This window comes from Collinsella sp. LCP19S3_A6 (genome assembly GCF_052122015.1).
Classification (GTDB): domain Bacteria; phylum Actinomycetota; class Coriobacteriia; order Coriobacteriales; family Coriobacteriaceae; genus Collinsella.
In genome coordinates this window covers 172,017-186,391 of sequence record NZ_JBQKDD010000002.1, presented here as the reverse complement: position 1 = coordinate 186,391, position 14,375 = coordinate 172,017, and the positions used below count along the sequence as shown (strand labels likewise).

Here is a 14,375-nt window from a genome sequence, read left to right as displayed (position 1 = left end):
ATGGCCCATTCTAGGAACTATTCCATCGCAACTTAGATTAGGAAACCGCGTAACCTTAAAGCTCTAATTCATTCAAGCGCAAAATCGCCACGATGTAGATCTTGAGCGCCTGCTTGAGCTGTTCCTCGTTGGCGCACTCGTTGGGGCCGTGCATCTGGCCGCCCCATGCGGGCAGCTCCAGGCCGGTTTCCTCGGGGCCAAACGACACGGCGCGGGCAAAGTTGCGCGCGTACGTGCCGCCGCCCATGGCAAAGGGCTCGGCATGCTTGCCCGTAAACTCGTTATAGGTATCAATAAGCGCCTTCACGGCCGGATCGTCGGCGGACACCGAGAACGGCACCTTTGCACGACCCACACGGCACGTCACGCCAAAGCGGCCCACGAGCGGATCGAGCTGCTCGCAGATGGTATCGGCGCTCGTGCTGTCGGGGAAACGTACGTCGATGACCTGCTCAATATGGCCATCCATCACACGGATAACACCGGGGTTGCACGTGAGCGGGCCAAACGCCGGGCTCGTCGCGTCGATACCCAGGCCGTGGCCATAGGCATCCGCATGTACAAAGGTCAGAAACTTGACAAACTCGTGCTCGGCGGGCGTCAGCAGGCGCTCGTCGCGTGCACCAAACGCGTCCTCGGCCTCGCGCAGATACGCCACGATGAGGCCGACGGCATTGATCGTTCCCTCGGGCATCGAAGCGTGACCGCCAATACCGTGGGCGAAAATCCGCGCATGCCCGTTATCGAGCGCCGTGATCTCCAGGCGGTCGGAGTTCTCAACGGGCGCCGGCAGCGCATCGGCGGCAATCGCGAGCTCGCAGATAGACTGCGACGGAATGGCGTTGCTCGCCTCGGCACCGCTCCACGATACGATGCGCCCGCCGTCGATCTTGGAGCTCACAAACGTCGCCCCAAACTGGCCCTTCTCGGCATTGCAGACCGGGAACTCGGCATCGGGCGTAAACAAAAAGTCGGGGTCTGCGTGGTTCTCCAGATAATGGTGAACGTCGGACATGCCCACTTCCTCATCGCAGCCCAGCAGCGCGCGGAAGGTATAGCGCGGCACAATGCCGTGCTTGATCAGGTAGGCACCGGCGTAGAGCGACAACACGGCCGGGCCCTTGTCGTCGATCACGCCACGACCGAGCAGCCAGCCCTCGCGGCGCTCCATCGCAAACGGGTCGGTGTTCCAACCGGGACCGGCGGGCACCACATCCACATGGCAGATGGTCGCAAGCTGCTTATCGCCGCGGCCGGGAATGTCGGCGATGCCCACATAGCCCTCGTCGTCGCTCGTCTGGTAGCCGAGCTTTTGCGCAATGCCGAGCGCACAAACGAGCGCATCACGGACCGGGCGGCCAAACGGCGCACCGGGCTCCGCATGGGCAGCAACGGCCACGGACGGATAGCTCACCAGCTGCTCGATATCGGCAACGACATCTTCCCAGATCTCGTCGACATACTCGGTAACGCTCTGCTCCACCTGATTCATGGACGACCTCCTTACCAATGAGCGACGGCCACACCCGCCCCTCGCATAACGTCATTAGATGGCGAAAAGTTTAGCAAGCTCGGCCACCGAGTGCACCACTGCATCGGCACCCGCCGCCTCGTGCTCGCCCGGCACCGCCGCACCCGAATAGATGCCAATGCACGGCACGCCCCTTGCGTGCGCGCCCTCCACATCGTTAAAGCGATCGCCGATCATCACGGCATCGTCCGCCGTCGCGCCGAGCGCCGCCAGGGCATCGCGAACCGAATCGGCCTTGGTCTCGCGCCCCTGCGGCGGATTCATACCGACCACCGCCTCAAACTGCGAAAGCCCCAGCTCGCCCACCATGTCGATGCACTTTGCCTCCATGCGCGACGTCGCCACGGCCAAGTGATGCCCCTGGGCGGCCAGGCCATCGAGCAGTTCGGGAATTCCATCGAATACGGGGTACTCTTCCGGTCCCAGCTCATCAAAAAAGGCACGGTACTCGTCGGCCACCACAAGCGACTCCTCGCGCGAGAAGCCGTAAAAGTCGTGGAAGCTCTTCCACAACGGAGGCCCGATCATGCGGCGCAGGTCACCCATCTGCGCCTCAGAAAACCCGCGCGCAGCCAGCGTTTTACGCGTCGAGGTCATCACCGCCCGGCCCGTATCGGCCACCGTGCCGTCAAAATCAAACAGCACGACCGGCCGCTTGCATATCTCCAGTGCCTCCATCGACATCCCTCTTCCCCAGTTGACGATTTCCACACCGACACTTCAAACTGTTGACTATTCAACAATTGAACCTAGCAATGTGGAGCGACTCTACTATACTTGTCGCACTTTGCTCTCAGAAGGCGGCGCGCAAGCGCCCCAACGAAAGGTGCAATTATGTCTTTTGCCATCATAACCGACTCCACGTCGGACATCTCCCCCGCCCGCGCCCAAGAGCTCGGCATTTACGTGATTCCACTTCATGTGATTATCGAAGGCGAAGACCTGCTCGACCAGGTGCAGATTACCGCCGAGGAATACGTCGCCCGCATGGCCGGATCCGAGCAGCTGCCGCACACCTCGCAGCCAAGCGCCGGCGAGTTCAAGGCACTCTTTGACCGCGTGCGCGCCGACGGCCACGATAGCGCCATCTTTATCTCACTGTGCAGTGAGTGGTCCGCCTGCTATGCCAACGCCAGCCTGACGGCCGAAGCGCACGAGCTCGACGTGCGCTGCATCGATTCGCGCACCGGCTCGGGTGCCGAGGGCCTGCTGGTGGAGTACGCGCTGGCCATGCGTGAGGATGGCCGCAGCCTGGACGAGACCGAAGCGCAGATCCGCGCGACGCTGCCCGACGCCCATCTGCTGCTGATTCCCCGCACGCTCGAGAACCTCGTTAAGAACGGCCGCGCGCCCAAGCTCGCCGGCCAGCTCACGCAGATGCTCAATATTCGCCTGGCCGTTTCGCCGGAGTGGAAATCGGGCGAGATCAAGGCGATCAAAAAGGGTCGTGGCGCCAAGTGCATCGTCACCAACACCATGGCAGATTGCCTCGCATTTTTGGCCGAGCACCCGGGCTCCAGCGTACGTGTGCTCACGACCGGCGCCGCCGAGGAGCAGGAGCTCGTCAACCAAGCGCTCGCAGGCCAGAACTACGTAGACGCCGGCACCGGCCCCATCGGCTGCACCATCGCCACCCACGTAGGCGTCGACGCCATCGCCATCAGCTACTGTCCCCGCTACCAGCCCATCCACTAGGGGCACCTTTACCACTTGCGGTGGAATAGGGACTGTTTTTGGCTTATCAACCGCAAATCAATCCCTATTCCACCGCAACTTGGAAGCAGTTCATTTGGGACGGGGCCAAAAAGACTGATATCAAACGTTTCAGACCAGTCTTTTTAGCCCCGTCCCATTTTACCTACCCTACATCAGCCCGCTCAGGACAATATCGACGGCCTCGTTGAGGTCATCGGTGATGTGGACGAGGTCTGGATCGAGTGGGCTGATCATGCCGGCATCCATCACCGGGCCGTTGAGCCAGTCGAACAGGCCCTGCCAGTATTCGCTGCCCACCAAAACAAGCGGCATGCGCTTGACCTTGTGCGTCTGCACCAGCGTGAGCACCTCAAACATCTCGTCGAGCGTACCAAAACCACCGGGAAACACGATGGCGCCCGAGCTGTATTTGACAAACATGGTCTTGCGCACAAAGAAGTAACGGAAGTCCATGCCGAGGTTCACGTATTTGTTGAGCCCATGCTCGTGCGGAAGCTCAATACCCAAGCCGACCGACTTGCCGTTGGCGCTCGCCGCTCCCCTGTTGGCCGCCTCCATAATGCCAGGACCACCGCCGGTGATAACCGCCACGCCGCGCTGCGCGATCTTGCGGCCGACCGTGCGCGCCGCCTTGTAAAGCGGATCGGTCTTGGGCGTACGGGCACTGCCGAAGATGGTCACCGCGGGCCCGAGCTCGGCAAGCGCGCCGAAGCCATCGACAAACTCGGCCTGAATGCGCAGCACACGCCACGGGTCGGCGTGCAACCAGTCAGTCGAGTCCTCGGGCGCCAGCAGGTTGGCGTAGGTGTTGTCCTTAGGAATCATAGGGCCGCGCATAACCACGGGGCCGCGTCGGTACGTCTCGTCGTAGGCCGGCTCGCCCTCGACGTTCTCATTCTTAATCATGGGATACTCCTATCGAAAATAGAAACGGGCGGGGTCGACGCCATGCGTCAAACACCCGCCCGAACATCAACCATTCGGTATGGTACCCACGATGCATCAAGCGCTTGCAAGGCATCGGTCAGAGGTCGTGCAAGCGATGCCGACGCATGCGATGCCCGGCGCCGGGTACGCACGGTCGATTGGCACGTAGCCTCGACACCGCGCGAGCGCCCCCGTAAGCGAACCCGCAGCTCTTAGTAATCCACTGCCGCGGGGCTGTTCATCCAGTCGCTCACGAACGCACCGTAACGGCCCTCGATAATGGCCTGGCGGGCACGCTGCATAAGGTTGAGCAGGTAGTAGATGTTGTGCATCGAAAGCAAAATGCCGCCGAGCATCTCCTTCTGCGTGACCATGTGGCGAATGAGCGCACGGCTGTAGCCGCCCGTGCACACCGGGCAGGTGCAGGTGGGATCGATGGGGCCGTCGTCGTGCGCAAAGCGGGCATTGCGGAAGTTAAGGCGACCCTCGCTCGAGAACGCCGTCCCCATGCGGCCGGTGCGCGTCGGCAGCACGCAGTCGAACATGTCGATGCCCACGCCTACACCACGCACGAGCGTCGTCGGGTTGCCGACGCCCATCAGGTAGCGCGGCTTATGTTTGGGCATGTACTCGCTCGCGAGCGGTGCCAGCGTCTCAAACATGGTCTCGTGGTCCTCGCCCACCGAGTAGCCGCCAATGCCGTAACCGGGGAAGTCACCGCACTCCTCCAGATGGCGCAGCGAACGCAGGCGCAGGTCCAGATGCATGCCACCCTGAACGATGCCAAAGAGCGCCTGGTCGTCGCGGGTATGAGCTTTATAGCAGCGCTCGGCCCACATGCTCGACAGCTCAACGGCGCGCTCAACGTAGGCGCGCGTGGCGGGATAGCCCGGGCACTGATCGAGCTGCATGCAGATGTCGGAGCCGAGCTTCATGGCGATTTCCATGTTGTCCTCGGGCGTCCAGAACACGTGGCGGCCGTCGTAGTCGTTGACGATAAAGCGCACGCCCTCGTCGGTGAGCTTGACGGCGTCGTTGTGGCTGAACACCTGGAAACCGCCGGAATCAGTGAGGATGGGGCCATGCCAGTTCATAAACTTGTGCAGGCCACCCAACTCGGCGATGGTGTCCTCGCCGGGGCGCATGGACAGGTGATAGGTATTGGCGAGCACGATCTGGGCGCCGAGCTGCTTGACGGTCTCGGCAGGAATGCCCTTGACGTTTGCCTTGGTGCCCACGGGCATAAAGATCGGCGTCTCGATGTCGCCGTGCGGAGTGTGCAGCACGCCGGCACGCGCATGCGTCGTCGGATCCTCGGCGATCAGGTCGAATTTAAATAGGCTCTGGTCCATAAACTGGAACTCCTTGGTTGCGGTTCATACGCAAACCATTATAAAGACCGTGGCAGGTGAACGGCATAACGTCTTTCGGAGAAGGGAATGTCAAGCGCAAACTGAATAGAGCGGCCAAATTTTTGCTATCCAAGCGAGCCATCGAACACGTTTTGAAACTTTGCTGCGGCGCGCGGGATGCCGGCGCGAGACTTTATCATAGGGTGACAATCAACGATGAGGAGCACATGCCTATGACAGAAGAGCTGGACCCCCAGACTCAGCAGCATATTGATCATTCCGCAGACGTCGTCGACGACTGCAGCACTCCTACCTGCGTCGCCGCTTCCGTCGATGCATCCGCCGAAGATGCGCACGCCGGTGCGGATAAGGCAACAGACACAGGCGATACTGTCGAGCATGACGAAGGCGAGCAACCGGAGTCGAACGACGCCGAGCCCGACGCGGACCCCGCGTCACAGGCGGCAGGCCCCATCGAGGTATCTTCGGAAGAAGAGCTCGATGCCGTCATGGACTCCATGATGGATGCCGTCAAAGCAATGAAAGACGCCGTGGCCGACGCCGATGTGGACGCCGAAGAAGAGAAGGCCGCCGAGGCCGCATCGACCTTCGTGCCTGGCGAGACCCCCGTTGCCGACCAAGGCAGCACCGTACCTTCGTTCTTACAGCTCGAGCACCCTACAATTGGCGCAGATGCAGTTGACCCGCACACTGCCGGATTTTCCGTGATCGAGGGTGGCACCGGCAATATCGCCACGTCGCAGGCGCCCGATGCGGGTACGGCCGACGCCGGTCACCCGACCGCTCCACACGCCCCTGCAGCCAGCCGCGATCTGGGAACCGCCGTCTCAAATACAGCAAACGCCGTAGGCACTTTTATCGCCCAGGGCGCCTCTGCCATGCGCGAGATGAACGCCGCAAAGAAGGCGCTCGCGGACGCTCGTGCCCACCTGGCCGAACTTGATCAGCGCATTTCCGATCAGACCGAGGAGCTCGAGACGCGGCAGGATATCGCGGGGCGTTACGACCAGATTGTCGCCGACCAGCGCCAGGCAATCGCCACGGCACAAAAGACCGCTGCGGCGGCAGAAATCGGCCGCGATACCCATGCCGCCAAGACAACAGAGCTCAAAGCGCAGCTCGAACAAATAAAAGAAGAGGACGACGCCACCGAGCGGCGTCTCAAAGCCGCACTCGATGCCGTCGAAGCGCGCGAAGCCAGCTCGCGCGAGACCGGTAACCGCCTCGTACGACGTCTCGAGGATTCCAAGCGCATCCGCGACAAGGTACAGGCCGAGCGCGACGCCGGCGTTGCCGCAGCGCAGCAAACCGTCGACGCCACGCGTGCTCAACTCGAAACGTTGCGCCGTGAGTATGCCGAGCTGCAGCGCAATCCCTCGGCAAATCCCGCCAACTATACGGTGCGCACCAGCGAGCTTTCGATGCAGATCTCCGACACGGCTGATGCCCTGCGTAAAGCCGAGGAAGATGTCCCGCGCATCACCGCCGATCTTGAGCACTCGCTCGCAGCCGCCGAGCACGCCGTCGAGCAGGCGCAAGCCCCCATCGCCGACGCCAAGCGCGCCCATCAGGCCGTGACGGCCGAGGCCGATGCCGCGCGCGACGAGCTGCAGACCGCAAAGGCGGCCGCTGCAACGCGCCAGCGCGAATTACGCGAGAAGATCGTCACCGAGGACAAAGCGCGTCAAGAGCAAGAGCAGGCTATCGCCAATGCCCAGGCGGACGTCGCGCATGCGCAGTCGATCATCGAGCAGGCGACCGAGGTGCACAACCATCCCGAGATCACCGAATCGCTCGCGGGCTCCCTGGCTCGCGATAAGGACGAGCGTGCCGAAACCGAGCGCGAAGTGGCTCAGCTCGAAGCCGCCGAGAACGACGTGCGCGAGCGCACCCGTGACTCACGCGTCAAATTCACCGGCGCAATCGTCTGCATTGTCACCGTAATCCTCGTGATCGTCCTAATCTGGCTGTTCGCGAGCAAGTAAACCAGCTGCCAAAAAACACTCACCGCAACGTTTTGATTGGTGCAAAGGGGCCAGGCTACTTTGCACCAACTTGGTGCATATAAAGCAGTCCCCATTGCACCAACAACGTTTGCCCAGATAAAACCTGCCAAAATAAACCTGTCCCTTTTTGGCAGGTTGAACCACGGCAACGCCAATGTTTTGGCGAAGTCAGCGAAAACCCGCCAGAACGGCAATCTCTTGACAACCAAAGAAATGCCGATGTTTTGCCAGCGACAGCGAGCGGGTCGCATTTGAGGCAAGGTGACGTGAAACGAAAGGGCGCTGACCTTCTGGTCGCGCCCTTGAAGTTGAACGTCAGATTGTCCAAATGCGGCCCGCGCAGCGTCGGCCGGTCCGCCGTTCGGTAGAACGGCGGAACCTACTGAATGAGCATGGCGTCGCCAAAGCTGAAGAAGCGGTAGCGCTGCTCGATAGCGGCGGCGTAGGCATCCATGATCTGGTCGCGGCTAGCAAGTGCGCTCACGAGCATCATGAGTGTGGAGCGCGGAACATGGAAGTTAGTGATCAGCGCGTCGACCACGTGATAGGTCGAGCCGGGCATGAGGTAGAGCTGCGTCGTCGCGTTCTCGCGCGCCACGATGTCACCACGGCCGAGCGTGTCGGCCCCGTCCTTACGGCCCTCAAAATAGCGCGCCGTCACAGCCGGATCGGACACCGGCGCGTCCGCGTCAAACGCACTCTCGAGCGAGCGGACTGCGGTGGTACCGACAGCAATCACGCGATGCCCCTCGGCCTTAGCCTTATGCACGGCGTCGACAACCTCCTGCGACACGTGATAGCGCTCGGTGTGCATCACGTGCTGCGTGGGGTCGTCCTCCTCCACCAGACGGAAGGTATCGATGCCCACCTCGAGCTCGACAGCGGCAAACTTCGCACCCTTGGCCTCGATAGCGGCCATGAGCTCGGGCGTGAAGTGCAGGCCCGCCGTGGGAGCGGCAGCTGAGTGCTCCTCCTTCATGGCGTAGACGGTCTGGTACTTCTCGGGATCGCCCTCGTAATCGGTAATGTAGGGCGGCAGCGGCACGTGGCCGGCAGCATGGATGGCCTCGTCGAGCGTGCGCGGCTCGCCGGCGGCATTGCAACCGGCCGGCTCAAAACGCACCAGGCGGCCGCCGCGGCTATCGGCGACAAAGTCGACAACCTCGGCCGTCAGCACCACGGGAGCACCCTCGGGCGCATGGGCACCACCGGCGCGATACTCAATCTGAGCACCGGGCTTTAGGCGCTTGCCCGGCTTGACCAGGCACTCCCAAACGTGACCCAGAGGATCCACGTCCTCGCGGCGCTTGAGCAGCAGCGTTTCGACCACGCCGCCCGAGCCGGCCTTGCGACCGATAAGACGGGCCGGCATCACGCGCGTCTGGTTGATGACGAGCACGTCACCCGGCTCGATATAGTCGATGATGTCGCGGAAGATGCGGTGCTCGACGGTGCCGCCATGCTCCAGCGGCGTTCCCGCCTGGGAGCCCTTGCGATCCACCACCAGCAGGCGGCAGGAGTCACGCGGCTCAGCAGGAGCCTGGGCAATCAGTTCCTCAGGAAGGTTGTAGTCAAAATCATCGGTACGCATAGACACGTCGAATACTCCTTATATAGCTAAAATCCGCTCTACATCCTAGCAGGCTACCAGCCCAAAAGAACTACTTTTTGGCGGCTTTGCGCTCGTCGCGGATGCGGGCGCGGTCCATGGCCGCCTCGACGGCCGAGAAGCGGCAACCACAGTAGTTCTGCCGATACATACCCAGCTCGCGCGAACGGCGTGTCGCCTCGGGATAATACGGGCGAAAATCGCGAATCACCGGGGTGAGACCATGTGCCGCCGCCAAGCGCTCCAACACATCGTTGCAGGTGTCGAACAACTGATACGGCGAGACGGCGAGCGTCGTGCCCACAAACTCAAACCCGCACTCCTGGGCCACACGGCATGCCTCGGCCAGGCGCAGGGCATAGCACGCACGACAGCGACGGGGTCGATCGGCGCCCAGCGGGGCCACGCCGGCCTCCCAGCGCTCGCGGTCCTCCCCCGCCTCGATAAGCTCGATGTCGCCATCGGCACACCACCGGCGAAGCTCGTCCAAACGCCGCTGCCATTCATCGCGCGGCTGAATATTGGGGTTGGTCCAGCAAATCGTGGGCTCAAACCCCTCCTCACGCAGCAGACGAACCGGCTCAAGCGAGCACGGCGCACAGCACGCATGCAGCAGCAGCGGCTTCATGGACATCTCCTCCCAATCTTTGCCCAGGGTAGTCTTTTTGGGACGGGGCTATTTTGACTACTTTTGACATAAAGCAGTCAAAAATACCCATCTCCAAAAAGTAGTCAAAATAGCCCCGTCCCAAAAAGACTACCTTGCGAAAAAGCGCACGCCAAAGGACGTGTCCTCGCAGGCGACAATGCGGCGGTCGCGCAAAATGGTCCGCACGTAATACCAGTCGCCCACACAGCCCGACAAATGCAAGCCGGCTGCCAGGTAGCACAGCAGCGGATAGCCCGAAAACGCAAACCCCAAGGTAAACGCTGTCGTCACGACAACCGTCGGCGCCAGACAAACTGCCATGTACCGCCGGCGCGAATACACCACGCCCTCGGCGCAGGCGTAAATCATGCACGTCTCGAGGTTCGCCCCAAAGGTCACGTGCGCACCGGCGGGCGCAAACAGCTTAAAGAACACGCCGTGCACCAACTCGTGCACGGCAAATGACGCCGCCGAAACCGCTGCCAAGCCAACTATCCAGCCCAAGACAGCCATCCAGCCACCCGCGTCAGCCGCGTCCAAGTCCGCGGGCCCACCCAGCAGCATAAACACCGGCACCAGGCACACGGCAAATGCGCCAAGCACGGCCATCCCCCACACAAAGCAAGCGTGCAGGAAATCCTCGTCTTCAAACGCATGTATGTTGGAAATCTCATTCATAGCATCTTAGGATAGCGCCCCTGCCACGTACCCGTCCGCATGTGCGATAATGTCGAACGATATGCACGAATTGACCACCGCGTCGCCGAGCCCCGCGCCCGGCCACGCTCTCACCATATGCGAAGGAGTCCCATGGCATCCAAATACTCCATGAACGACCGTCCCAGCTGGCCTCGCCGCGCCATCGTAACCGCCGGCGAGCCCTATGGCAACAAGGGCCTTCACTTTGGCCACGTTGGCGGCGTCTTTGTCCCGGCCGACTTCTTCGCCCGCTTCCTGCGCGACCGCCTGGGCCGCGAGAACGTCATCTTCACCTCGGGCACCGACTGCTACGGCTCACCCATCATGGAGAGCTACCGCAAGCTCAAGGAGAACGAGGGCTACGATAAGTCCATTAGCGAGTATGTCGAGTCCAATCACTCTCGTCAGGCCGCGACCCTCAACAACTACAACATCAGCTGCGACATCTACGGCGGCTCGGGCCTTGAGCCGGCGGCCCAGATTCACAACAAGGTGACCGCCGAGATTATCGAGCGCCTGCACGAGCAGGGCACCATCTCCAAGCGCTCTACCCTTCAGTTCTACGACGCCAAGGCCGGCACGTTCCTCAACGGTCGCCAGGTCATCGGCCGCTGCCCCATCCAAGGTTGCAAGTCCGAGAAGGCTTATGCCGACGAGTGCGACCTGGGCCACCAGTTTGAGCCCGAGGAGCTCATCGCGCCCAAGAGCCAGCTCACCGGCGAGGTGCCCGAGCTGCGCCCGGTCGACAACCTCTACTTCGACCTGCCGGCCTACCTCGACTTTATGAAGACCTACACCGCCAAGCTCGCCCAGAACCCGCAGGTTCGCTCCGTGGTCTCCAAGACCATGGAGGAGTGGCTGCTGCCGGCACAACTCTACATCCAGAACAAGTTCCGCGAGGCCTTCGATGCCGTCGAGGACCAGCTCCCCGAGCACACCGTGCTGGAGCCCGAGGGCAACAAGAGCAGTTTTACCGTCACCTTCCCCAGCTGGAAGGAGCGCGACGACGCCCACGCGGTGCTCGCCAACGGCGGCGTGCGCTTCCGTAGCGGCAAGGCGCTCGTGCCCTTCCGCATCACCGGCAACATCGACTGGGGCGTTCCGGTGCCCGAGGTCGATGGCGTGACCGATGTCACCTGCTGGTGCTGGCCCGAGAGCCTGTGGGCGCCCATCAGCTACACCCGCACCGTGCTCGCCCGCGACGCCCGCGCCGCCGGCGTGACCGAAGGCGTCGCCGCCCAGGATGCCGCCCTCATGGGCGAGCCCGCCGCCGATTCCACGCAGGTCCCCGCGCCCACCTACCAGCACAGCTCGCTCGACTGGCGCGACTGGTGGTGCTCTGACGACGCACAGATCTACCAGTTTATCGGTCAGGACAACATCTACTTCTACTGCATCGCGCAGACCGCCATGTGGGAGGCCCTGGGTTGGAACCTCACGCAGAGCACCGTCAGCGCCTGCTACCACCTGCTCTACATGGGCAAAAAGGCAAGCTCGTCCTCGCAGACGCCTCCCCCGCCGGCAGACGACCTGCTCAACCACTACACCTGCGAGCAGATGCGCGCGCATTGGCTGTCGCTCGGCCTGTCCGAGAAGCCGGTGAGCTTTAGCCCCAAGGCATACGACACGCGCGTGACCGGCAAGGACAAGGACGGCAACGAGGTACGCGCCTGCGACGACAAGCGCGTTATCGACCCGGCCCTTAAGGAGAGCGCGCTTTTGACCGGCGTGTTCAACCGCCTGGCCCGCAGCTGCTTTTACGGCGTCGCCGTCAAGGAGGGCGACGAGAGCCCCTACCGCAACGGCTGCATCCCCGCCGGCGCCGCCTCCGCCACCGTGATCGAAGCCGCCCAGCAGGCAGCTCTCGCCTTTGAGCAGGCCATGTACAAGTTCGAGACGCACCGCGCGCTCGCCGTGTGCGACGACTACCTGCGTGCCGCCAACAAGCGCTGGAGCGACGCCTCCAAGGCTGCCAACAAGCTCGAGGGTAGCGAGGCAAACGCCGCAATGACGCAGGCACTGGTCGACGCCTTTACCGAGCTGCGCGTGGCGACCGTGCTCATGCACGGCATCGTCCCGGCCGGCTGCGAGCTCATCTGCGAGTACTTCGACATCGATCCGGTCGCCTTCTTTAGCTGGGACAACATCTTTGCCTCCACGGATGAGTTTGTGGAGAGCCTGGGCGAGAAGCCCGGCGAGCACCGCGTAAAGCCGCTGCCCCCGCGCTTCGACTTCTTCAGCAAGCACGAGAGCCAGTACTAGACAAACGCCAAGGCAGAGTAGTCAATTTGGGACGGGGCTATTTTAGCTACCCCGTCCCAAATTTAACTGCAACGCCTGCCGAAACGGACGGGCAGCTAAAATAGCCCCGTCCCAAATTGACTACTTTTAATGGAATGGGAAGGAAAGACGGATGTCCAAGCCGCGTCGTCGTAAGCAGAAAAAGCAGGTTAAGCCCGAGCTCAAGCTCAGGCAGTTTGCCGCTACCGAGCTTTCCGACCAGCTTGCCGCCCAACACTCCGCCGCCGACCTGCCGCGCTTTATGGTCGATACGGTCGCCGGCGCCTATGCGCCTGCCGATGCCGAGCTCATGATTGAGGGCTTTGGCGCCGCGGCGACACGCCCGGTCACGCTGCGCGCCAACACGCTCAAGGCGACCGCCGAGGACATCGCCGCCGCGCTCGACGCAGCCGGCATCGCCCACCAAACCGTTGCCTGGTACCCGGACGCTTTCATCCTGCCCGAGGCCCAGGTATCCGACCTGTGGGATCTCGACATCTACCGCAACGGCATGATCTATCTGCAGAGCCTGTCGTCCATGATGCCTCCTTTGGTGCTGGGCGCTCAGGCCGGCGAGGATATCCTGGACATGTGCGCGGCCCCTGGTGGCAAGACGACGCAGATCGCCGCCCTCACCCAGGGACAGGCGCACCTCACCGCCTGCGAGATGAGCATTCCCCGCGCCGAAAAGCTCGAGGCCAACTTGGGCCGCCAGGGCGCCAAAAACGTGCCCGTCATGCGTATCGACGCACGCGAGCTTGACGAGTTCTTCCGCTTTGACCGCATCCTGCTCGACGCCCCCTGCACCGGCACGGGCACCGTCATCAGCGGCAACGAGAAAAGCCTGCGCGGCCTGACCGAGCAGCTGCTCTGCAAGTGCGCCCGCTCACAGCGCGCGCTTCTGGACCGCGCCATGGGCGCCCTCAAGCCGGGCGGCACGCTCGTCTATTCGACTTGTTCGATCTTGCCGCAGGAAAACGAGGACGCCCTGCAAGAGGCCCTCGACAAGCACATGGACTGCGAGCTCATTCCCCTCGACGGCACGCCGAGCGAAAGCGAAGCGCGTCGCGCCCAGGAAGCTGGCGAAGAGCCACGCGTCGAGAGCAACGCCCTCACCGAGGCCATCGCCACCGGCCACGTCTCGACCGTCGCCAACGGCATGCCCGGCACGCTGACCATCCCGCCCAGCCGCGACTTTGAGGGCTTCTACATCGCTCTGATCCGAAAACGCAGTTAGCGCACGGACCAACTCAACAAGCTATCTCCGTGCGCGCTTGTCCTGCTGGTCCTTATGCCGTGCAAACGCTTCACGCTCCTTGCGCTCGGCCTTTTTGCCCTTAATGGCCGTAACCACAAAGTAGATGACCGCGGCGGCTACGATTGCGCCCACGCATAGGCCAATCGAGCCCAATAATGTCGAGATTTCCATACCGCGTCACCTCTCTTTTGTATACGGGACATCCAAGATAGCACCTCGATTCCCGCCACCACAGCTCCTTCACGTTCGCGGCCCTTCGGTCTAACGGATAGCGCGGCGGGGAAAAATCAACTCGTCAAACGTTTTAGCAACGTAGCGCCGGTCGCA

12 protein-coding genes are annotated in these 14,375 nt (G+C 62.3%); 4 read left to right on the top strand and 8 right to left on the bottom strand.

What is annotated here, in order from left to right; genetic code table 11:
• Positions 1-55: 55 nt before the first annotated feature.
• Together ACTQVX_RS01985 and ACTQVX_RS01980 are read right to left on the bottom strand one after the other, a co-directional pair.
• Positions 56-1,492, bottom strand: coding sequence for a M20 family metallopeptidase (locus tag ACTQVX_RS01985; RefSeq protein ID WP_441546388.1), 1,437 nt, complete (start codon positions 1,490-1,492; stop codon positions 56-58).
• 54 nt (positions 1,493-1,546) lie between these two features.
• Positions 1,547-2,209 (bottom strand): HAD hydrolase-like protein, encoded by a 663-nt coding sequence (locus ACTQVX_RS01980; RefSeq protein ID WP_441031453.1) that lies wholly within the window; start codon positions 2,207-2,209, stop codon positions 1,547-1,549.
• Between the two features lie 156 nt (positions 2,210-2,365).
• Here ACTQVX_RS01980 and ACTQVX_RS01975 point away from each other — a divergent pair, with 156 nt between their 5' ends.
• On the top strand, positions 2,366-3,226 hold the full coding sequence (locus ACTQVX_RS01975; RefSeq protein ID WP_441546387.1) for a DegV family protein: 861 nt from the start codon (positions 2,366-2,368) through the stop codon (positions 3,224-3,226).
• Between the two features lie 168 nt (positions 3,227-3,394).
• Here ACTQVX_RS01975 and ACTQVX_RS01970 read toward each other — a convergent pair whose 3' ends face one another.
• Together ACTQVX_RS01970 and tgt are read right to left on the bottom strand one after the other, a co-directional pair.
• Complete coding sequence (locus tag ACTQVX_RS01970) at positions 3,395-4,153, bottom strand: TIGR00730 family Rossman fold protein (RefSeq protein WP_154515782.1); 759 nt, start codon at positions 4,151-4,153, stop codon at positions 3,395-3,397.
• Between the two features lie 233 nt (positions 4,154-4,386).
• Positions 4,387-5,526, bottom strand: a complete 1,140-nt coding sequence (gene tgt, locus ACTQVX_RS01965; protein ID WP_441014862.1) for a tRNA guanosine(34) transglycosylase Tgt — start codon at positions 5,524-5,526, stop codon at positions 4,387-4,389.
• 233 nt (positions 5,527-5,759) lie between these two features.
• On the opposite strand from tgt, the gene ACTQVX_RS01960 reads away from it, so the two are divergent.
• Entirely contained in the window at positions 5,760-7,532 is a 1,773-nt protein-coding gene (locus tag ACTQVX_RS01960; protein ID WP_441031450.1) for a hypothetical protein, read from the top strand.
• 400 nt (positions 7,533-7,932) lie between these two features.
• On the opposite strand, the gene queA is transcribed toward ACTQVX_RS01960, so the two are convergent.
• The 3 genes from queA to ACTQVX_RS01945 form a co-directional block, all read right to left on the bottom strand.
• Positions 7,933-9,144, bottom strand: coding sequence for a tRNA preQ1(34) S-adenosylmethionine ribosyltransferase-isomerase QueA (gene queA, locus ACTQVX_RS01955; protein WP_441546426.1), 1,212 nt, complete (start codon positions 9,142-9,144; stop codon positions 7,933-7,935).
• Positions 9,145-9,214: 70 nt separating this feature from the next.
• Positions 9,215-9,790, bottom strand: coding sequence for an epoxyqueuosine reductase QueH (locus ACTQVX_RS01950; protein ID WP_441048256.1), 576 nt, complete (start codon positions 9,788-9,790; stop codon positions 9,215-9,217).
• A gap of 129 nt (positions 9,791-9,919) precedes the next feature.
• Entirely contained in the window at positions 9,920-10,489 is a 570-nt protein-coding gene (locus ACTQVX_RS01945) for a DUF3267 domain-containing protein (protein WP_441546386.1), read from the bottom strand.
• 132 nt (positions 10,490-10,621) lie between these two features.
• On the opposite strand from ACTQVX_RS01945, the gene ACTQVX_RS01940 reads away from it, so the two are divergent.
• Complete coding sequence (locus tag ACTQVX_RS01940) at positions 10,622-12,772, top strand: methionine--tRNA ligase (RefSeq protein WP_441546385.1); 2,151 nt, start codon at positions 10,622-10,624, stop codon at positions 12,770-12,772.
• 151 nt (positions 12,773-12,923) lie between these two features.
• Positions 12,924-14,027, top strand: a complete 1,104-nt coding sequence (locus ACTQVX_RS01935; protein ID WP_441546384.1) for an RsmB/NOP family class I SAM-dependent RNA methyltransferase — start codon at positions 12,924-12,926, stop codon at positions 14,025-14,027.
• Between the two features lie 21 nt (positions 14,028-14,048).
• On the opposite strand, the gene ACTQVX_RS01930 is transcribed toward ACTQVX_RS01935, so the two are convergent.
• Complete coding sequence (locus ACTQVX_RS01930; RefSeq protein WP_441546383.1) at positions 14,049-14,219, bottom strand: hypothetical protein; 171 nt, start codon at positions 14,217-14,219, stop codon at positions 14,049-14,051.
• Positions 14,220-14,375: the final 156 nt, after the last annotated feature.

Bases quoted from the DNA above. Each gene is read 5' to 3' on its own strand.
- ACTQVX_RS01985 (WP_441546388.1), bottom strand. From the start codon at position 1,492: ATGAATCAGGTGGAGCAGAGCGTTACCGAGTATGTCGACGAGATCTGG.
- ACTQVX_RS01980 (WP_441031453.1), bottom strand. From the start codon at position 2,209: ATGGAGGCACTGGAGATATGCAAGCGGCCGGTCGTGCTGTTTGATTTT.
- ACTQVX_RS01975 (WP_441546387.1), top strand. From the start codon at position 2,366: ATGTCTTTTGCCATCATAACCGACTCCACGTCGGACATCTCCCCCGCC.
- ACTQVX_RS01970 (WP_154515782.1), bottom strand. From the start codon at position 4,153: ATGATTAAGAATGAGAACGTCGAGGGCGAGCCGGCCTACGACGAGACG.
- tgt (WP_441014862.1), bottom strand. From the start codon at position 5,526: ATGGACCAGAGCCTATTTAAATTCGACCTGATCGCCGAGGATCCGACG.
- ACTQVX_RS01960 (WP_441031450.1), top strand. From the start codon at position 5,760: ATGACAGAAGAGCTGGACCCCCAGACTCAGCAGCATATTGATCATTCC.
- queA (WP_441546426.1), bottom strand. From the start codon at position 9,144: ATGCGTACCGATGATTTTGACTACAACCTTCCTGAGGAACTGATTGCC.
- ACTQVX_RS01950 (WP_441048256.1), bottom strand. From the start codon at position 9,790: ATGAAGCCGCTGCTGCTGCATGCGTGCTGTGCGCCGTGCTCGCTTGAG.
- ACTQVX_RS01945 (WP_441546386.1), bottom strand. From the start codon at position 10,489: ATGAATGAGATTTCCAACATACATGCGTTTGAAGACGAGGATTTCCTG.
- ACTQVX_RS01940 (WP_441546385.1), top strand. From the start codon at position 10,622: ATGGCATCCAAATACTCCATGAACGACCGTCCCAGCTGGCCTCGCCGC.
- ACTQVX_RS01935 (WP_441546384.1), top strand. From the start codon at position 12,924: ATGTCCAAGCCGCGTCGTCGTAAGCAGAAAAAGCAGGTTAAGCCCGAG.
- ACTQVX_RS01930 (WP_441546383.1), bottom strand. From the start codon at position 14,219: ATGGAAATCTCGACATTATTGGGCTCGATTGGCCTATGCGTGGGCGCA.